Below are 18,721 nucleotides of genomic sequence, written 5' to 3' on the forward strand. Positions count from 1 at the left end.
TAAAAATAGGAGGGAAGTATAATGAACCAAGAACTTAAAAATATAAGACAATATTTAATGACTGGTGTGTCCTATATGATTCCAATTGTTGTCATTGGTGGTGTGCTCATTGCGTTGGCAATTGCCTTAAGTGGTGTTGAGGCTGGAAAAGGTGCAGTTGTTACCAATCCGATTTTTAAAAATATGTTAGACATTGGTGTTGCAGCATTTTCTATGATGGTTCCTGTATTAGCTGGCTTTATTGCTTATGGTATTGCAGATCGGCCAGGTATTGCACCAGGTCTTGTAGGAGGTGTATTGGCAGCCAATTTAAAAGCTGGTTTCTTAGGTGGTATTTTAGCCGGTTTCATTGCAGGTTATGTAGCCAAATGGATAAAAAGTTGGGATGTTCCTATCAGTATGAAGCCGATTATGCCTATTTTTGTTATTCCTTTATTATCAGCTCTTATCGTTGGTGGTTTGATGATTTATGTGATCGGTACACCGATTGCCGGACTTATGGAAACAATGACCGCAGGATTAAAAGCTATGGGGCAAGGAAATGCTGTAGTGTTAGCATTAGTGATGGGAGCCATGATTGCTTTTGATATGGGAGGGCCTGTGAATAAGGTAGCATTTTTATTTGGTGCAGCCATGATTGGTGAAGGTATCTATACAGTCATGGGACCTGTGGCAGTGGCTATTTGTATTCCACCCCTTGGTATGGGCCTTGCTACCTTATTGGCACCCAAGAAATATAGTGAAATGGAAAGAGAAGCTGGGTATGGTGCATTAGCTATGGGGATGATTGGTATTACGGAAGGGGCTATTCCTTTTGCTGCAAGTGATCCTGTACGAGTGATTCCGTCGATTGTTTTTGGTTCAGCCATCGGTGCTGCTGTAGCAGCTATGTTCGCTGTTGGTGATCATGCTCCTCACGGTGGTCCTATCGTTTTGCCTGTTGTTGATAATCCATTGATGTTTATTGTCGCGATTCTTGTTGGTGTTGCCATTACAGCACTTACAGTAAATACTCTAAAAAAACCGATTAGTGAAGAACTTGATTCTGAAGAATCAGGAATCAGTGCATAAAGAGATAAAGTCAAAAAAATGCAAATGAGGTAGAAAAAATGAACATTGTTGCTGTAACTGCCTGCCCGACAGGAATTGCTCATACGTATATGGCTGCAGCCGCCTTACAAAAAACCGCCGCCAGTCTTGGACATAAAATAAAAGTCGAGACACAAGGGGCAATTGGTATTGAGAATAAAATTGGACCTAAGGAGGCTGAAACTGCTGATTTTGTGATATTTGCCGTCGATGTGGCTGTGAAAGAAGAACAACGATTTAAAAATAAGTTCATATATCGAACTGAGTCGCAAAAGGCACTAAAAAATCCTAAAGGTTTGCTAGAAGAAGCATTAGCAAGATTTAATGAGCAATAATCATTAGTAAACGCATAAAAACAAGGGAGTATGTATGATGTATACTCTCTTGTTTTTTTTTTGCTATTCAATCTTTCATTAATAGGGTAGAATATAGAAATGTCATCTTTTCAATCTTATAAGACACAGTGGAGGGAATATTCATGAAAGAAAGTTCTAAACCTATTTATGTAATCGGTCATCGCAATCCTGATACCGATTCCATATGTTCGGCAATTGGTTATGCTCATATGAAACAAGCGATGGGAGAAAATGCTATCCCAGCTCGGACAGGAAAAATCAATGGAGAAACTAAGTTTGTACTAGAAAAGTTAGGGTTTGAAAAACCTAAACTGATTATGGATTTATATCCTCGCGTTAAAGATATTATGAACAGTGATGTAGTCAATGCGCGTACCAATGATACCTTGCGAGATTTGGGTCGCATGATGAAAGATAATAATGTTAAATCTGTTTCTGTAGTCAATGACAAGCAGATGCTCGTCGGTGTTGTTTCGGTAGGCGATTTCTCAAAATTATATTTTGATGAATTAGAGATGCAAGATTTAAGCCAAACAGGCGTTGATTTTGCAGGCATTCTCAGAGTGCTTGACGGAGAATTGATCTTTGGTGAAAAGTTGGAGCGTAAAGTTGTTGGTCGCTTACATATTGCTGCAAGCAGTAACACGATCATTGGTAAATTAATTAAATCCAATGATATCGTTCTGGCAGGTGATCGTCCTAAAGCTCAATTAGCAGCTTTACAATGTGGTATTGCTTGTCTTGTGATCACAAGTAACTCGGACATTTCAAAAGAAGTACAAGAATTGGCTGTCAAGCAAGGAGTCATTGTGATCAAAGCGGCCTACGATACCTATACCTGTGCACGTTTGATTAACCAAAGCATTCCAGTTGAAATGATTATGCAAAAGAAAGTACATTCTTTTAAGCCGACTGATTTGGTCAGTGATATAAAGAAAACGATTGCAAGCACAAACTACCGTTTATATCCAGTCGTAGAAAATGAAAGAGTGATCGGATCTATTCAGCGGGATCGATTAATTTTACAAGAACGGACAAAAGTTATTTTGGTTGATCACAATGAACAGGGGCAAGCTGTTGAAGGAATTGAAGAAGCTCAAATTCTGGAAATTATTGACCATCATCGTTTAGGTGGTTTACAAACCAGTGAACCAATTTTTATTAGACATGAACCTGTTGGTTGTACAGCAACAATTGTAGCAAATATGCATTTGCATCGTAACATTGAGATTCCACCCCAAATTGCAGGCGTCTTGCTTGCCGCCATCTTATCTGATACTGTACTTTTTAAATCCCCAACATGTACGTCAAAAGACGTGAATACGGCTGAATTTTTGGCGAAACTTGCTGGTCTTGATATACAGGAATTTGGTATGAGTGTATTAAAGGCAGGAGCTAGTATTAAAGGCATGTCAGCAACTGATATTATTGGCAATGATATCAAAGAATTCCAGATTGGGAATTATCGTATGGCGATTGGTCAAATGTCAGTGATGGATTCTGAAGAAATGCTCGAAATTCAAAAAGAAATAACGCAAGAAATGGAAAATATGCGTCAAAAAGAAAGTTATGATATGGTATTACTCATGGTGACGAATATCATTACTGAAGGGACTCATTTAATTCATACAGGACAACCTGTTGAATTATTGCAGCAAGCCTTTGGTTGCAGCAGCCAAAATGGTGTACTTTATTTGCCAGGAGTCATGTCTCGCAAAAAACAAATCATTCCTCCATTGTCAGAAGCTGTAAAAGTGTAAAGAGTAAAATTTGAGGACTTGGCACAAGCCAAGTCTTTTCTTATTTTATTATTAAATAATACAGGAAATGCAGAGTTTTTGAAGAATATTATATGGTTATAATAATAAAAAGTGAGTGCTAGTACGGAGGTTTATATGGATACGATATTAGATGGGCTTAATCCTGCGCAAAGAGAAGCCGTCATGCATACAAAGGGACCCTTATTGATCATGGCTGGTGCAGGTTCAGGTAAGACTAAGGTATTGACTTGCCGTGTTGCTTATCTGCTGAATCAGGGAGTGGCTCCTTATCAAATTTTGGCTATTACCTTTACTAATAAAGCGGCAGCAGAAATGAAAGAGCGAGTTCGCTTACTTGTAGGACCACAAAGCAAAGACATTTGGCTCAGCACATTTCATGCCTTTTGTGCTAAGTTACTGCGATTTGAAATTGAAGGTATGGCTGGATATAAACGAAATTTTGTTATTTATGATACGTCAGATACCCAGGCTCTTATTAAAACATGTCTGAAACAATTAAATCTTGATGACAAACAATTTCAGCCTAGCAGCGTTTTAGGCGCTATTTCTACAGCCAAAAATGCACTGCAAGATGACCGAGAGTTTGCTCAACACGCTGGTAATTTTCATGAGCAAAAAGTAGCTGAAGTCTATCAGCTCTATCAACAAAAATTGCGTACCAATAATGCTCTTGACTTTGATGATTTATTGATGTTATCAGTGCGTCTATTGCAAAATAATGAGCAAGTATTGGAGAAATATCAAAATAAATTTAAATATATTATGATTGATGAGTATCAGGACACCAACCGGGCTCAATATTTATTAGCACGTATGCTAGCAGATAAACATCGCAATCTTTGCGTGGTTGGGGATGCAGATCAGAGTATTTATGGGTGGCGGGGAGCTGACATTCGTAATATTTTAGATTTTGAGAAAGATTATCCGGAAACGCAAATCATAACCTTAGCGCAAAATTATCGCTCAACTCAAGTCATTTTGGATGCAGCGAATGCTGTGATTCAAAATAATACTGATCGGCGTCCTAAAGATTTATGGACACAGAATCCTCAAGGTGAACTAATCACCCATTATTTAGCTCATCATGAACGGGATGAGGCACAATTTATTGCAGATACCATTACGAAACTCAACACAGTATATCGCACATCATATGGAGATATTGCAGTCTTATATCGCACCAATACACAGTCGCGAGTGATTGAAGAATCTTTCATGAAATGTGGTATTCCTTATGTGATTGTGGGCGGGCTAAAGTTTTATGATCGTAAGGAAATCAAAGATATTTTGTCTTATCTGCGGGTTATTTTTAATCCATCCGATAGCGTCAGTTTGATGAGGATCATTAATGTACCGCGGCGGGGACTCGGTGATGCCACGATTACTAAGCTTGTTCAATATGCTTTGCAAAATAATATGACATTATTTGAAGTAGTGAGCAATCCTGATTTGGTGCCAGGTCTTACAGCCAGATCCAAACGTCCTCTTGAATTTTTGGCAGAATTAATTTTTAATTTGATGGCGCAAGTTGATTCTTTATCCGTAGTTGAATTGCTGAATAAAGTCATGCATGATTCTGGTTATGTGGAAGAATTACAAAAAAGTACTGACCTGCAAGATGAAAATAGATTGGATAATTTAAAGGAATTCTTGAGTGTAGCGAAAGATTTTGCGACAGGTGAACTTGAAGAAACCTTAGAAAACTTTTTAGGGCAAGTTGCCTTGGTAGCTGATATTGATAATGCAGATTTGACAGAAGCGCGTGTGACGCTGATGACGCTGCATTCTGCTAAAGGGTTAGAATTTCCTGTTGTTTTTATGAGTGGTATGGAAGAAGGTTTGTTCCCTCACTCTCGTACACTCATGAATGAAAGTGAAGTAGAAGAAGAACGACGAATTTGTTATGTGGGTATTACGCGGGCACGTCGCAAACTCTATGTGACCAATGCGCGTATGCGAACGATTTATGGTCGGACACAAATGTTCCCATTGTCTCGCTTTCTAGAAGAAATACCTGTACAGATGGTGGAAAAATATACTGGGCGACAAAATCACTATGGATTTGCTAGCAATGGCAGTAAATCAACGATCGTTGCGCCTCCATCGGCATCCACTGTTGTGCAAAGTCCTCTTCGTGCACCAGCACCTAAGGCAATTGAACCTAAACAACAAGAAAGTAATGCTTGGAAGGTCGCTGATCGGGCTCAACATTCCAAATGGGGTGTGGGCACTGTTGTCGAAGTGCGTGGTGCTGGTAATAGTCAGGAACTCAAGATTGCTTTTCCAGGGCAAGGGATTAAGGTTGTAGTGGCGAGTATGGCGCCCATTACCAAAGTATAGTAATGAAAATTAATATTATAAAAAAATAGAACGCTGTTAAAGATGTGTGATGGTTTTAATGAATGAGTCAATGAATGGTTCTTTGACTCATTCATTTCATGATATAGATGATCTTATGCGCATATACCAAAGACACGCTGACGTGTTTTTTATTTTAATGAAGGAGTGTTATCGTGATAAGCAATAGCCCCCAAGATATGAATTTAGTCACTAGTGAAATTGTTGAGCTACGTAAGCAGCTTGATACACATAACTATCATTATTATGTTCTTGACCAACCATTAATTGATGATGCTCAGTTTGATCAATTGATGGCGCGTTTGATTGAACTGGAAGCCTTATACCCATCCCTCATTACAGCTGACTCGCCAACTCAGCGTGTCGGAGGTATGGTTGCGGGTGGTTTTGAACGTGTGACTCATTTGACAGCCATGCGTAGTTTAGGCAATGCTTTTTCCGCTGAGGATTTATTGGCTTTTGATCAAAAAGTTCGCAGTGGCCTTGCCGTCGATGGGCAGCTTGAATATATCGTCGAACTAAAAATTGATGGATTGGCAATCAATCTTACTTATGAAAATAATCGTCTCATCAGTGGTGTGACGCGAGGTGATGGTACTCAAGGGGAAGATGTAACCTCTAATATTCGAACCATTAAATCCGTACCCCTTGTGCTGCGACCTGATGGCGTAGAGGTACCTCCATTGCTTGAAGTGCGTGGTGAGGTTTATATGCCAAAAGGCGAATTTCAACGACTAAATCGAGAGCGAGAAGAAGCTGGTGAGGCATTATTGGCAAATCCACGTAATGCTGCTGCAGGTTCACTGCGCCAGCTTGATCCTAAAGTCACATCTCAACGATCATTGGATATCTTTCTCTATGGTATTGGTGTTTATACAGGGATTGAATTGACGACCCATGGGCAAATGCTAGAATATCTAAAAAAACTAGGTTTTAAAATCAATTCCCAGTATCGAGTATTTAACCAGATCAATGATGTCATTGAATATTGCAGAGGATTTGTTGAAAAACGCCATGATCTACCTTATGATATTGATGGTATGGTCATTAAAGTCAATGATTTAGCTAGTCAGCAAATCTTAGGTTATACAGCCAAAGATCCACGCTGGGCTATTGCCTATAAATTTCCTGCAGAGAAAGCGATTACAGTGGTAGAGGATATCTTTGTTGGCCTTGGTCGGACAGGGGTCTTAACTCCTACAGCCATCTTGCGTCCTGTGCCAGTGGCAGGTTCGATCATTAGTCGGGCTACGCTGCATAATCAAGATTTTATTGATGAGAAGGATATTCGGATTGGCGATACCGTTGTCATTCACAAAGCAGGGGAAGTTATTCCAGAAGTGGTTTCAGTGTTGGTGGAAAAGCGTACTGGTGAGGAAAAAATCTTTGTTATGCCAGAACATTGTCCTGAATGTGATGGAAAAGTTCTGCGCCTTGAAGGGCAAGCTGCTCATAAATGTACGAATCCACACTGTCCAGCTCTTTTTCGGGAAGGCTTGATTCACTTTGTGTCTCGGGATGCCATGAACATTGATGGCTTAGGACCTGCAGTGCTCATATCCTTAGTTGAAGCCGGATTAGTCAAGAATGTAGCTGACTTGTATAAGCTCACAATGGAAGAAGTATTGACTGTTCCGCGTATGGGGGAAAAATCTGCACAAAATTTACTATCTGCTATTGAAAATAGCAAACAAGCAGGCTTAGGGCGAGTGCTCTTTGGTTTGGGTATTCGTCATGTAGGTGTTAAAGCTGCTCATATTGTGGCACGTCATTTTGGAGAGATTATGGCTGTACAGCAGGCCACCGCTCCGGAACTTGTAGCTCTTGATGAAATTGGTATAAAAATTGCTGAAAGCATTGTAGCCTATTTTGCAGTTCCTGAAAATCTACAGTTAAGTGCAGACCTAGAAGCAGCCGGTGTAAAGATGACAGAAGAACAGCAAGAAAAAGATGAAAATCAATTATTTGCAGGAAAAACTTTTGTACTCACTGGTACGCTTGAAACCATGAGTCGTAATCAAGCGGCAGAAATCATTGAAAGATTAGGTGGCAAGGTATCTGGATCAGTGAGTAAAAAAACCAGTTATGTCCTGGCAGGTGATGAAGCAGGTAGCAAATTGGATAAAGCCCAGAAGTTAGGTGTGGAAATTCTCGATGAGCAGCAGTTCAAACAGCTGATTGCAGAATAAAGTAAATAACAATCAAATTTAAGTAATGACAAGTGATTGTTTTCATGCTATACTTTAAAAAAAACAATATAAGTCGTTGGCAATGACGCCATGCGATCCTAGTCTGACTAGGATGCATGGCGTCTATTTTATTTTAGTCAACGGTTCTTGTGTAGTGTTTGTGGAAGGGGGAATTTTATGATAAAAGTACAAGGACTTAATAAATATTTTGGTTCCGTACATGTTTTAAAAGACATTAATCTCACAGTAGGCAGTGGCGAAAAGATTGTTGTGATTGGTCCAAGCGGATCAGGTAAAAGCACGTTAATTCGTTGCATGAACTTACTTGAGACACCAAGTTCGGGGCAAATTATTATTGATAATGTTGATATTACGGCTCCGAAGGCACCAATTACCCAGGTGCGACAATCCGTAGCTATGGTTTTTCAACAATTTAATTTGTATCCGCATAAAACAGTACTGGAAAATTTGACTCTGGCGCCTATTTTGATTAAAAAAGTATCTCGTGATGAGGCCAGCGAGTCCGGTCTAGCATTTTTGGAACGGGTTGGTCTTAAAGATAAGGCTGATGTTTACCCATCCCAGCTTTCTGGTGGTCAACAACAACGGGTGGCTATTGCCCGTGCTCTTAATATGAAACCTAATATTATGTTATTTGATGAACCGACTTCCGCATTAGATCCTGAAATGATACAAGAAGTATTGGATGTTATGGTGGATCTTGCGAAGGAAGGAATTACAATGGTCGTTGTTACCCATGAAATGGGCTTTGCGCGTCAAGTCGCCGATCAAGTTATCTTTATGGATCAAGGTCAGATTCTCGAAAAGGGTTCACCAGAACACTTCTTTGTTAATCCAGAACATGATCGAACCAAGTTGTTTTTAAGCCGTATTATTCGCTAATTATAAAAAATGAACACGGAGGTAATGATAATGAAAAAAATCTATGTTTTACTAGCGAGCTTAGTAATGATGATGGCCCTCTTAGTGACTGGTTGTGGTTCTAGTGATTCAAAACCAACTGCTACAACGAGTGGTGTAAGTGCTGATGTAAAAGCAATTCAAGACCGTGGAGTACTTAAAGTCGGAGTTAAAGTCGATGTTCCTAAATTTGGTTTTAAAGATCCTAAAACCAACGAAATTGAAGGCTTTGAAATTGATCTGACAAAAGCATTAGCAAAGAAAATTTTGGGCGATGAAAAAAAGATTTCAGTACAGGCTGTTACTGCCAAGACACGTGGTCCTTTACTTGATAATGGTGAAGTAGACTTAGTTATTGCCACATTCACTGTTACTGAAGAACGTAAAATGAGTTATAATTTCTCTGATCCTTACTTCACTGATGGTGTTGCTTTAATGGTCAAAAAGGATTCTGGCATTAAAGATTTAAAAGGACTTGATGGTAAGAAAATTGGTGTTGCACAAAGTGCTACAAGTAAAAAAGCCATTCAAGAAGCCGCTGATAAATTAGGAATCAAAGTTTCTTTCTTAGAGTTTGGTACTTACCCAGAAATCAAAACAGCTCTTGATGCTGGACGTATTGATTGCTTTAGTGTAGATGGAGCTATTTTATTTGGTTATTTAGATGACTCTACAGTGATTTTAAATGATCGTTATACTCCGCAACAATATGGTGCTGCTAGTAAGAAAAGCAATGAAGGATTGGCAAAAATGGTCAATGACACAATTAATGACATGAAAAAATCAGGTGAACTGGATAAAATGATTCAGAAGTGGGGGCTTAAATAGTGCCAGGTCCTTTTGCAGGATTTAAGTGGTTAGCTTTATTTAGTGACTGGTCCATTTTTGCCGAAGGTTTTATGCAAACCATTCTTTTGTCAGTACTTGCGTTAACCCTATCCTTGCTGCTGGGTATATTTTTTGGTCTGCTTGGAACATCTGATGTAAAAATATTACGAGTAATAAATCGCATCTATGTTGAGTTCATCCAGAATACACCACTGGTTATTCAAATCTTCTTTTTATATCATGTATTGCCTCATGTGGGGATTATGTTACCTGTTTTTGTTGTTGGAGTACTAGGCGTTGGTGGTTACCATGGAGCCTATATCGCAGAAATCGTAAGAGGCGGCGTGGAATCCATACCAAGAGGTCAACGAGAGGCTGCGTATTCACAAGGGTTTTCTTACTGGGGTGCTATGATTCATATTGTATTGCCACAAGCCAAGAAAATTTCTTATCCGCCTTTAACAAATCAAGCTGTTAGTTTGATTAAGAATACGTCAGTACTTGCTATGGTGGCAGGTGGAGAGCTCATGTATCATGCTGACTCTTGGTCGAGTAATACTCTTTATTATGGTCCTGCTTATATTGTAACTGGACTCTTGTATCTTTCACTCTGCTTTCCTCTTGCCGTGTATGCGAGAAAGTTGGAACGGAATTTGGAGGTGTCGTCATGATTCACGAACTGTTCCAATATGAATTATTTCGTTTTATTGGGCAAGGATTATTGACAACATTGCATATTGCTGTAAGTTCAATTCTTCTCAGTATGTTTTTTGGTGTTATTTTGGGGATTGCTCGTTATTCTGGGCATGCTCCTTTGAGTCATATTGCTACAGTTTATATTGAAACAGTACGCAATACGCCCTTACTCTTATTTATTCTAGGAATTCGTTTTATGACAAATCTTCCGCCAATTTATGCTGGGATTACGGCAATGACTATTTTTTCTACTGCAATCATTGCTGAAATTGTGCGGGGCGGGCTAAATTCTGTTGGTAAAGGTCAGTGGGAAGCAGCTAGATCTCAAGGTTTTACTTATAGCCAAACGTTGATCCATATTATTTTGCCTCAAGCATTGCGCAATACCATACCGCCATTGGTTTCTCAGTTTACGACAATCATAAAAGATACTTCTTTTGTCTGGGCAGTCGGTATTGAGGAACTCACAGGAAAAGGTATGATCATTATGGGCCAATATGGAACAACGGCTCAAGTCTTTGCGATTTTTTCAATGATCGCCTTAACTTACTTTGTGATCAATTATGCTCTATCCATTTTTGCTCGTCATCAACAACGAAGATTATTATATCGAAGTTATTAATGGCTAAAATCAGGCACAGCAAGGATCAATCCCTGCTTGCCTGATTTTTATTTTAATCATCTTTAAGGATGCCGTATCTTTTTATGAATTAAGCTTGACTAAGAATGTAGAAGAAAAGGTTATCATGGAATGGATGAAGAATACTGAAGGCATTATAAATAATATGACGTGATTGATTAACGGAAAGGATAAAGAATATGAGTGAGAAAAAAATTTCTAATGATTTAGAGATTCTTCGTCTATACCAAGAAGGTGATACTGAGAGGGCTCTAAAGGTATTTATCGATGAGTATCAAACTAGATTGTATTCAATTGCATACCAGATGCTGGGAAATCATGATGATGCCATGGATGCTTTGCAAGAAATCTTGATTCAGGTGTATCGCTCATTGCCAACATTTAAAGGGCAGTCTAGCTTATATACCTGGGTTTATCGTTTGAGTTCTAATGTATGCTTGAATTTTAGGACCAAAAGAAGTCGCAGGAGTCAGCAAATTGAATTTGATGAAAGCCTGCTGCAATCTGTCATGTTGCCTGTTGAAAGGCCAAATGAAGACCCAGATAAAATGTGCGAATCCAAGTATAAACAGTTTTTAGTTCAGCAAGGAATTTTAAAATTACCAGAAACCCAGCGTATGATTATCGTTTTACATGATATTGAGGGGCTGTCGGTTCCTGAAAGTGCCGGTATTTTGAATATTACTGTTAATGTAGCCAAATCACGACTTCATCGTGCTAGGGAGGCATTGCGTAAAATTATTAGTAAGGGATTTGAGGTCAAAGGAATGGAAGGTGTCGGGATGATTTCCATTGATCCTACAGGACGATTATTGTAAAGACGATTGGTTCAATGAATATAAATACTAGGTTCTTTATTAGGAGCTGAGTCTAAAAGCAAAGCACCTTAAAGATACAACTAAAAAAAGAGGAGGTTTTATTAATGGCTGCATTAGGAGAAGTATTTGTTTGTGAACTTTGTGGAAATGAAGTAACCGTGACTAAAGCAGGTGGTAACCCAGAAGTGCATTGCTGTGGTCAAGCAATGAAAAAGAAATAAACAGAGTGAAATAAGCAAAAGGCAAGTAGAAAAAAATTCTACTTGCCTTTTGTTTATATATGATAACTTTTTTATTTACAAATCATTGCCATCTATAGTAATATGATTAATATGGTAAAAAATGTATTTCAAGAGGGGCGTAATGATGGGAAAACTAGATGAAAATCGTCCACGGATGGTACGGTCAGCAAAACGATGTTCGTCGAAAAGTAAAGTAGAAAATGTTAGTTTGGTATTGCTTGGTGGTTTATTAGTTGTAATTGGAATGATGTTACGGGGATAAGACATTATAGAAAGGTGTGTCAAAAGATGAAAATAACCATTAATGGTGGCCACTACCCTGGGCGTGACAGTGGTGCTGTTGGTCATACAGGATTGCAAGAGGCCAGTGTCACCTGTGATATGATGTCGCGCGTTGCAGGTTATCTGCGTGCCGTATTTTGCGAAGTATTAGAAGTACAAGAAAATGTACTGAGCCACATCGTAGAGGCATCCAATCGATTTGAAGCGGATTTATTTGTGTCGATTCATTGCAATGCAGCGGTCAATGGGGATGCAAGAGGTACGGAAACATTTTGTTATGCCACTGGTGGTGATAGCGAAAAACTTGCGACTTGCATACAAAAACAAATCGTCACTAGTTTGAGTACCGTGGACCGCGGCGTAAAGACAGGAAATCTCTACGTCCTACGCCTTACGGATTGTCCAGCCGTCCTTGTTGAAACAGCTTTTATTAGCAATGAGGATGACGAGAAGTTATTAGCTGATGAAAAGATTCGAGATCAGTTTTCAGCAGCTATTGCTCGGGGAATTACTGATTATTTGAGTCAATTAGCTGAGTGAAAAAATATTGACACGGGTGAGAAGACTGTGGTAGAATCAAAACCGAAACGATTAGCTGATCGGAAAACTGAAGGCTAGGGAAACACGCTTTTGGCGGTTTCCTTAGCTTTTTTTAATTACACTAGCAGTCGTCATTTCACATTTTTTGTAAAGGGTAGGGAAAATTATGAATCATTCTTTAACATTACTCATCAATATCATCGCAATGCTTGGGCTAGTATATATTTTATATTATATGCAGCGAAAGCATGTAACATTTGGAACAAGAGTTATGGTCGGGCTTGTACTAGGTATTTTTTTTGGTGCTGCACTGCAGAGTATTTTTGGTGGGTCATCACCGATTATCAAACAGTCTAATAGTTGGTTTGATGTAATCGGCACAGGATATGTTAGGTTGCTTAAGATGATTGTAATGCCTTTGATCATCGTATCGATCACGGCAGCCATTACCAATCTAAAGGATGGAAAAATTCTTGGTCGAGTGGGAGGTCTTATCATTGGGATCTTGTTATTTACCACCGCTATAGCAGCCGTTGTCGGCGTTGGATCTTCTTTGGCATTCCATTTGACAGCTGATACACTACAAGTCGGTGAGGCTGAGCTAGGTGCGACGAAAAAAGTAGAAGGTAAACTGACTGATTTTCAGGCCAAACCTGTACAACAGCAGCTCATAGAAATTATTCCGACGAATCCCTTTTATGCATTCACAGGTCAAGGCAGTGCGGATACCCTGTCTGTTGTTTTCTTCTCAACCCTTGTGGGTCTTGCCGTATTAGGTATTAAGAAAGCTAAACCAGAATCAGCGGAATTTTTTGTGAAGGCCGTTAATACGGCAAACGATATTGTGATGAAGCTTGTGGATTTTGTGTTATTATTGACACCATATGGTGTATTGGCTTTAATGACTAAATTTATATCAACCAGTAATTATGCTGAAATTTATAAATTGATTCAATTTGTCATTGCTTCTTATGTCGCGTTGATTATTATGTTTATCGTTCATTTATTCATACTCTTCGTGATGGGCTTTAACCCTCTTACCTATGTCAAAAAAGTGATACCAGCTTTGCTTTTTGCTTTTACCTCTCGCACAAGTGCAGGGACAATGCCTTTGACCATTGATACAATGATCAATAAACTAGGTGTGCCTTCGGGTTATGCAAATTTATCAGCTTCTTTCGGTGTGAGCATTGGACAAAATGGTTGCGCAGGAATTTATCCTGCTATGTTGGCCATCATGGTTGCTCCGACTGTAGGGATTAATCCTCTTGAGCTTGGTTTTTTAATTAAATTGGTGATCGTTGTTGCCATTGGTTCTTTCGGTATTGCCGGTGTTGGCGGCGGCGCAACTTTTGCCGCTTTGATCGTGCTTTCCACAATGGGATTGCCAGTCGGTATTGTTGGTTTATTAATTGCGATTGAGCCATTAATTGATATGGGTAGAACAGCGCTCAATGTCAGTGGTGCCATGATCGCTGGTGTTGCGACCAGTCGATTGATGAACGAGATCGATCGAAACATTTATATTCAGGATAGTAATAAAGAAATTTAGAATTGATAAGAAACGATTCTTGTAAGGTCATGACTAAAAATCAGATCAAAGACAAAACAGGCAACCGAGTGGAGCATAAACTCCGCTGGTTGCCTGTTTTTTAGAAAGTCGATTATCGTGAACTTGTAAATTGTAGCAGATATCGCGTGTTAAAATCTTGCCAATCATGGTATAATATAAGTTATTATGAAATTTCCTAGTCATTATTAAATTTGGATGGTGAGATTGTGAAGATTACTTGTAAAGATGTCGCAGATGTTGCGTTATTGTCGAGGTTGGAGTTCTCGGAAAGTGAACTTGAGACCTTTACTGGACAGATGGATGCTATTTTGGAATATGCTGAAGTGTTAAATAAACTAAATGTTGATGATGTAGAACCTACAGCTCACGTTTTGCCACTTAAAAATGTGATGCGTGCTGATGAAACAAAGATCTCGTTGCCTAGGGAATTAGCCTTGTCCAATGCTCCAGAGCAAGAAGATGGCTATTTTAAAGTCCCTAAAATTATGGAAGGATAAGGAGAGTAAGCATGGAGCTATTTAAATATACTGCTCATCAGTTACATGAAAAACTGGTTAGCAAAGAAATATCCGCAGTTGAATTGACCCAGTCTGTATTAGATCGGGTCGATGCCGTTGAAAAAGATGTACACGCCTATATTACCCAAACTCGTGAGGGAGCACTTGCTCAAGCTCAAATCGTTGATGACAAAATTAGTCAAGGACAAGCCATCTCAACCCTAGCAGGTATTCCTGGTGCTCTAAAAGATAATATGTGTACCAATGGAGTTACAACAACCTGCGCTTCTCAAATCCTCAAGGGGTTTGTTCCTCCTTACAATGCCACTGTTGTAGAAAAATTAATCGAAAATGATACTGTGGTAATTGGTAAAGCCAACATGGATGAGTTTGCTATGGGAGGATCTACGGAAAACTCTGGTTTCTTCCCAACATCTAATCCTTGGGATTTAGAGAAAGTGCCTGGTGGTTCTAGCGGAGGATCAGCAGCAGCCGTTGCCGCTGGTGAAGCGATTTGGTCTCTTGGCTCTGATACTGGTGGTTCAATCCGTCAACCAGCAGCTTACTGCGGCTTAGTGGGGATGAAACCTACCTATGGACGTGTATCTCGTTATGGTCTTGTGGCTTATGCTTCATCCTTAGATCAAATTGGACCGATCACTCGTGATGTGACGGATTGTGCTCATGTACTGAATATTATTTGTGGACATGACGCTAAAGACTCTACATCCATTAATGCGGGTGTACCTGATTATACTAAATCCTTAGTGAACAATGTAAAAGGGCTAAAAATTGGACTGCCACGGGAATATTTTGCTTCAGGAATGGACCCAGAAGTGGAAAGAGCCATTAATAAAGCCATTGAGCAATTAGTCTCTTTAGGCGCTGAATATAAAGAAATATCCATGCCTCATACGGAATATGCTTTGTCTGCCTATTATATGATCGCTCCTGCTGAAGCTAGTTCCAATTTGGCCCGTTATGATGGGGTAAGTTTTGGTCAGAGGGTAGAAGGCACTGATATTGTTGATATGTACAAGAAAACGCGAAGTGCATTTTTAGGTGCTGAAGTTAAACGTCGGATTATGCTTGGTACATATGCCCTAAGTGCAGGTTATCATGATGCTTATTACCTCAAGGCGTTAAAAGTTCGTACCTTGGTAAAACAAGATTTTGATAAAGCTTTTGACAATGTAGATGTTATCATTACACCAACAGCGCCAACAACGGCTTTTAAAATCGGTGAAAAATCTAATAATCCACTGGCCATGTATTTACAAGATGTATGTACTATTCCTGTCAACTTAGCAGGTGTGCCTGCTGTTTCCATTCCTTGCGGTTTTGCTGGTGGTATGCCAATCGGATTGCAGATCATTGCCAAACCTCTTGCAGAAGAAACATTAATTCGCACTGCTTATACTTTTGAACAAAATAATAACTACCACAAAGGCTTTGCGCCCCTGGAGGTAAAATAAATGGATTATGAAATTGTAATTGGACTTGAAGTTCATACAGAACTTAAAACTCACTCAAAAATCTTTTGTGGTTGCAGTACCAAATTTGGTTCTCCACAAAACACTAATGTATGCCCAGTTTGTTTAGGACTGCCTGGTGTACTTCCTGTTATTAATGAGAAAGTCGTTGAATTTGCTGTACGAGTTGGTCTTGCGCTCAATTGCGAAATTCTGCCGTTTAGTAAATTTGACCGTAAAAACTATTATTATCCTGATCTGCCGAAGAATTTTCAAACAAGCCAATATGATTTACCAATTGCCATCAATGGCCATCTTGATATTGAAGTCAATGGTATAACGAAACGCATTGGTGTGACTCGTGTACATATGGAAGAAGATGCAGGGAAATTAGTCCATTCAGGTAATACGATTGATAGTTCTGACTCTGCACTCGTAGATTATAATCGTACTGGCGTACCACTTCTTGAGATTGTTTCTGAACCAGATATGAGTTCTGCTGAAGAAGCGAGAGCTTATTTGGAAAAAGTAAAAGCTATTTTAGAATACCTTGATGTATCTGATTGTAAGATGGAAGAAGGCAGTTTGCGCTGTGATGCCAATATTTCTCTTCGTCCTCGTGGTACAACCACTCTAGGTACGAAAGCTGAGATGAAAAATCTGAACTCTTTCCGTTCTGTACAACGAGGTATCGAATATGAAGCGGCTCGTCAAGAAGAATTGCTCGAAGAAGGCGGACGTGTCATTCAAGAGACTCGTACATGGGATGAAAATAAAGGCATTAGTCTTTCCATGCGCAGTAAAGAGCAAGCCAATGATTATCGCTATTTACCTGAACCAGACCTAGTGCCAATTGTGGTTGATCCTGCTAAAGTGGAAGAAATTCGTGCTAATTTGCCAGAACTTCCTGATGCTCGCAAACAACGGCTCATGGACAGTTATGGTTTCTCTGAGTATGATGCTGCAGTGATTACTACAAGCAAAGCAATGGCTGATTATTTAGATGAAAGTGTACAATGCAAAGCTGATGCCAAACTCGTAGCCAATTGGCTCATGGGTGAAGTATCCAAGCATTTAAATAATGAAAACATTAGCATTTTGGCGTGCCCAGTAGCACCTAAACAGTTAGCAGATCTCATTGCTTTAATTGAAAAAGGTACTATTTCTAACAAAATAGCGAAATCTGTATTTGAAGAAATGTGGACGAGTCGTAAAGATGCAGAAGTGATTGTTAAAGAAAAAGGCCTTGTGCAAATTTCCGATAGCAGTGAAATTATTGGAATTGTGGACGCTGTGATTGCAGCGAATCCTCAATCAGTCGCTGATTTTAATGCTGGTAAAGAAAAAGCCATTGGATTCTTAGTGGGGCAGACGATGAAACAAAGTAAAGGACGAGCTAATCCAGATATGGTAAATACTTTGTTACGTGAAAGATTACAAAATCAATAATGTTTTGATCATAAAGAGTGAGCTGGTCTCACTCTTTATTTTTATATCAGTAACTTTTGACCATATTACTTGACTGCCCTTTATAATAATATGGAATCAACAATCATATTATTATACAAAAGATAGGTTAGTGTTGTCTGAGTTACTTAAATTTTTCCAAGAATGAAAGATAAGCTGGTCGTGCATAATGATATTGATATGCATCTTTCATATAGCGAGGTAAAAAAACATGGTATCAGGCCATCCTTCTTGGAATCTGACAGCAGTGTTTTCGATTCATATTTTACGATTGGCAGTTGGTTTATTATTAGTACGATTTTTATATCCCCTATTCTTTCAGCCGACACCCTTTATCATTGAAGTCACAGATCGAATGGTCATCATAGGCCTAGTTTGGTTAGGGATTGGTAAGTGTAGGAAGGATTTTAAAAGACTGGGCTTATCTTTAGATCAGTTAAGAAATAATATTCTAAAAGGCTTAGCGGCTGGTCTTGTTTTGTTAGCGGTTAGTATGTTTAGTGAAAGAATAGCAGCAACGATGCTGTTTGCAGCGCCAACTCAGCATCCTCTTGTCCTGCAGGTTGAGAATGCAACAACTTGGCAGCAATTAATCATTCCCTTATTTTTAGCTGGATTTTTGGCGCCTGTAAGTGAAGAGTTATTGTATCGTTTATTCACATTTTTACCAATGCAAGAACATTGGGGGGTTCTTGGGGGAGCTTTTGCCAGTTCCTTGGTATTCGCCCTTATGCATTTTAATCTCTATTGGCTGGGTGAAATGATCATCGTTGGGATGGGGCTGGCTTTTATTTATCACTGGACAGGTTCTCTCATCAGTGGAATGATTGCTCATTCGGTCATTAATACTTTAAAAATACTCATGTTATTTTTTAATGTGACATTATGATAAGGATCAATTATACCTAATATTGGTACAAGTTACAAAAAGTAAAAGGGATTTTGGTGAAAAGAGTCGAAGAAGAGAAGTAA

At 39.2% G+C, this 18,721-nt stretch carries 18 protein-coding genes; all 18 read left to right on the top strand.

Annotated elements, in window-relative coordinates:
• Window positions 1–21: 21 nt before the first annotated feature.
• The gene (locus ACAN52_RS08335; RefSeq protein ID WP_378954190.1) at window positions 22–1,071 is read left to right on the top strand and encodes a PTS fructose transporter subunit IIC; all 1,050 of its coding nucleotides are present in this window, start codon (window positions 22–24) and stop codon (window positions 1,069–1,071) included.
• 38 nt (window positions 1,072–1,109) lie between these two features.
• Window positions 1,110–1,424, top strand: coding sequence for a PTS fructose transporter subunit IIB (locus ACAN52_RS08340; protein WP_378954192.1), 315 nt, complete (start codon window positions 1,110–1,112; stop codon window positions 1,422–1,424).
• A 143-nt stretch (window positions 1,425–1,567) separates the two neighbouring features.
• Window positions 1,568–3,205 carry a putative manganese-dependent inorganic diphosphatase gene (locus ACAN52_RS08345; RefSeq protein WP_378954193.1) on the top strand — a complete coding sequence of 546 codons (1,638 nt, stop codon included), beginning with the start codon at window positions 1,568–1,570 and terminating at the stop codon, window positions 3,203–3,205.
• A 135-nt stretch (window positions 3,206–3,340) separates the two neighbouring features.
• Window positions 3,341–5,566, top strand: coding sequence for a DNA helicase PcrA (pcrA, locus tag ACAN52_RS08350; RefSeq protein WP_378954195.1), 2,226 nt, complete (start codon window positions 3,341–3,343; stop codon window positions 5,564–5,566).
• Window positions 5,567–5,763: 197 nt separating this feature from the next.
• A complete protein-coding gene (gene ligA / locus ACAN52_RS08355) occupies window positions 5,764–7,773 on the top strand; it encodes an NAD-dependent DNA ligase LigA (RefSeq protein WP_378954368.1) in 2,010 nt (669 codons plus the stop codon).
• Between the two features lie 177 nt (window positions 7,774–7,950).
• A complete protein-coding gene (locus ACAN52_RS08360) occupies window positions 7,951–8,676 on the top strand; it encodes an amino acid ABC transporter ATP-binding protein (RefSeq protein WP_378954196.1) in 726 nt (241 codons plus the stop codon).
• Between the two features lie 30 nt (window positions 8,677–8,706).
• Window positions 8,707–9,522 (top strand): transporter substrate-binding domain-containing protein, encoded by an 816-nt coding sequence (locus tag ACAN52_RS08365; RefSeq protein WP_378954197.1) that lies wholly within the window; start codon window positions 8,707–8,709, stop codon window positions 9,520–9,522.
• Entirely contained in the window at window positions 9,522–10,193 is a 672-nt protein-coding gene (locus ACAN52_RS08370; protein WP_378954200.1) for an amino acid ABC transporter permease, read from the top strand. Before ACAN52_RS08365 ends, ACAN52_RS08370 begins: the two co-directional genes overlap by 1 nt.
• The gene (locus ACAN52_RS08375) at window positions 10,190–10,840 is read left to right on the top strand and encodes an amino acid ABC transporter permease (RefSeq protein ID WP_378954201.1); all 651 of its coding nucleotides are present in this window, start codon (window positions 10,190–10,192) and stop codon (window positions 10,838–10,840) included. The genes ACAN52_RS08370 and ACAN52_RS08375 overlap by 4 nt, the downstream gene beginning before the upstream one ends.
• A gap of 197 nt (window positions 10,841–11,037) precedes the next feature.
• Complete coding sequence (locus tag ACAN52_RS08380; protein ID WP_378954203.1) at window positions 11,038–11,676, top strand: RNA polymerase sigma factor; 639 nt, start codon at window positions 11,038–11,040, stop codon at window positions 11,674–11,676.
• A gap of 104 nt (window positions 11,677–11,780) precedes the next feature.
• Entirely contained in the window at window positions 11,781–11,897 is a 117-nt protein-coding gene (locus tag ACAN52_RS08385; protein WP_378954204.1) for a hypothetical protein, read from the top strand.
• A 142-nt stretch (window positions 11,898–12,039) separates the two neighbouring features.
• Window positions 12,040–12,180 carry a hypothetical protein gene (locus ACAN52_RS08390; protein ID WP_378954205.1) on the top strand — a complete coding sequence of 47 codons (141 nt, stop codon included), beginning with the start codon at window positions 12,040–12,042 and terminating at the stop codon, window positions 12,178–12,180.
• Window positions 12,181–12,206: 26 nt separating this feature from the next.
• Window positions 12,207–12,740, top strand: a complete 534-nt coding sequence (locus tag ACAN52_RS08395; RefSeq protein WP_378954207.1) for an N-acetylmuramoyl-L-alanine amidase — start codon at window positions 12,207–12,209, stop codon at window positions 12,738–12,740.
• 166 nt (window positions 12,741–12,906) lie between these two features.
• On the top strand, window positions 12,907–14,292 hold the full coding sequence (locus tag ACAN52_RS08400) for an L-cystine transporter (protein WP_378954208.1): 1,386 nt from the start codon (window positions 12,907–12,909) through the stop codon (window positions 14,290–14,292).
• A 227-nt stretch (window positions 14,293–14,519) separates the two neighbouring features.
• The gene (gatC, locus tag ACAN52_RS08405; RefSeq protein ID WP_378954211.1) at window positions 14,520–14,810 is read left to right on the top strand and encodes an Asp-tRNA(Asn)/Glu-tRNA(Gln) amidotransferase subunit GatC; all 291 of its coding nucleotides are present in this window, start codon (window positions 14,520–14,522) and stop codon (window positions 14,808–14,810) included.
• Window positions 14,811–14,821: 11 nt separating this feature from the next.
• Entirely contained in the window at window positions 14,822–16,285 is a 1,464-nt protein-coding gene (gene gatA, locus ACAN52_RS08410; RefSeq protein ID WP_378954212.1) for an Asp-tRNA(Asn)/Glu-tRNA(Gln) amidotransferase subunit GatA, read from the top strand.
• Entirely contained in the window at window positions 16,286–17,731 is a 1,446-nt protein-coding gene (gatB, locus tag ACAN52_RS08415; RefSeq protein WP_378954214.1) for an Asp-tRNA(Asn)/Glu-tRNA(Gln) amidotransferase subunit GatB, read from the top strand. It begins immediately after the preceding gene.
• Between the two features lie 229 nt (window positions 17,732–17,960).
• Window positions 17,961–18,638 carry a CPBP family intramembrane glutamic endopeptidase gene (locus ACAN52_RS08420; RefSeq protein WP_378954215.1) on the top strand — a complete coding sequence of 226 codons (678 nt, stop codon included), beginning with the start codon at window positions 17,961–17,963 and terminating at the stop codon, window positions 18,636–18,638.
• The last annotated feature ends 83 nt before the right edge of the window (window positions 18,639–18,721 follow it).

The sequence above is a fragment of the Pelosinus sp. sgz500959 genome (assembly GCF_042610375.1).
Lineage (GTDB): Bacteria > Bacillota > Negativicutes > DSM-13327 > DSM-13327 > CTSoil-075.

Bases quoted from the DNA above. Each gene is read 5' to 3' on its own strand.
- ACAN52_RS08340 (WP_378954192.1), top strand. From the start codon at position 1,110: ATGAACATTGTTGCTGTAACTGCCTGCCCGACAGGAATTGCTCATACG.
- ACAN52_RS08385 (WP_378954204.1), top strand. From the start codon at position 11,781: ATGGCTGCATTAGGAGAAGTATTTGTTTGTGAACTTTGTGGAAATGAA.
- ACAN52_RS08390 (WP_378954205.1), top strand. From the start codon at position 12,040: ATGATGGGAAAACTAGATGAAAATCGTCCACGGATGGTACGGTCAGCA.
- ACAN52_RS08375 (WP_378954201.1), top strand. From the start codon at position 10,190: ATGATTCACGAACTGTTCCAATATGAATTATTTCGTTTTATTGGGCAA.
- ligA (WP_378954368.1), top strand. From the start codon at position 5,764: ATGAATTTAGTCACTAGTGAAATTGTTGAGCTACGTAAGCAGCTTGAT.
- ACAN52_RS08365 (WP_378954197.1), top strand. From the start codon at position 8,707: ATGAAAAAAATCTATGTTTTACTAGCGAGCTTAGTAATGATGATGGCC.
- ACAN52_RS08380 (WP_378954203.1), top strand. From the start codon at position 11,038: ATGAGTGAGAAAAAAATTTCTAATGATTTAGAGATTCTTCGTCTATAC.
- ACAN52_RS08420 (WP_378954215.1), top strand. From the start codon at position 17,961: ATGGTATCAGGCCATCCTTCTTGGAATCTGACAGCAGTGTTTTCGATT.
- gatA (WP_378954212.1), top strand. From the start codon at position 14,822: ATGGAGCTATTTAAATATACTGCTCATCAGTTACATGAAAAACTGGTT.
- pcrA (WP_378954195.1), top strand. From the start codon at position 3,341: ATGGATACGATATTAGATGGGCTTAATCCTGCGCAAAGAGAAGCCGTC.
- ACAN52_RS08400 (WP_378954208.1), top strand. From the start codon at position 12,907: ATGAATCATTCTTTAACATTACTCATCAATATCATCGCAATGCTTGGG.
- gatB (WP_378954214.1), top strand. From the start codon at position 16,286: ATGGATTATGAAATTGTAATTGGACTTGAAGTTCATACAGAACTTAAA.
- ACAN52_RS08395 (WP_378954207.1), top strand. From the start codon at position 12,207: ATGAAAATAACCATTAATGGTGGCCACTACCCTGGGCGTGACAGTGGT.
- ACAN52_RS08345 (WP_378954193.1), top strand. From the start codon at position 1,568: ATGAAAGAAAGTTCTAAACCTATTTATGTAATCGGTCATCGCAATCCT.
- ACAN52_RS08335 (WP_378954190.1), top strand. From the start codon at position 22: ATGAACCAAGAACTTAAAAATATAAGACAATATTTAATGACTGGTGTG.
- ACAN52_RS08360 (WP_378954196.1), top strand. From the start codon at position 7,951: ATGATAAAAGTACAAGGACTTAATAAATATTTTGGTTCCGTACATGTT.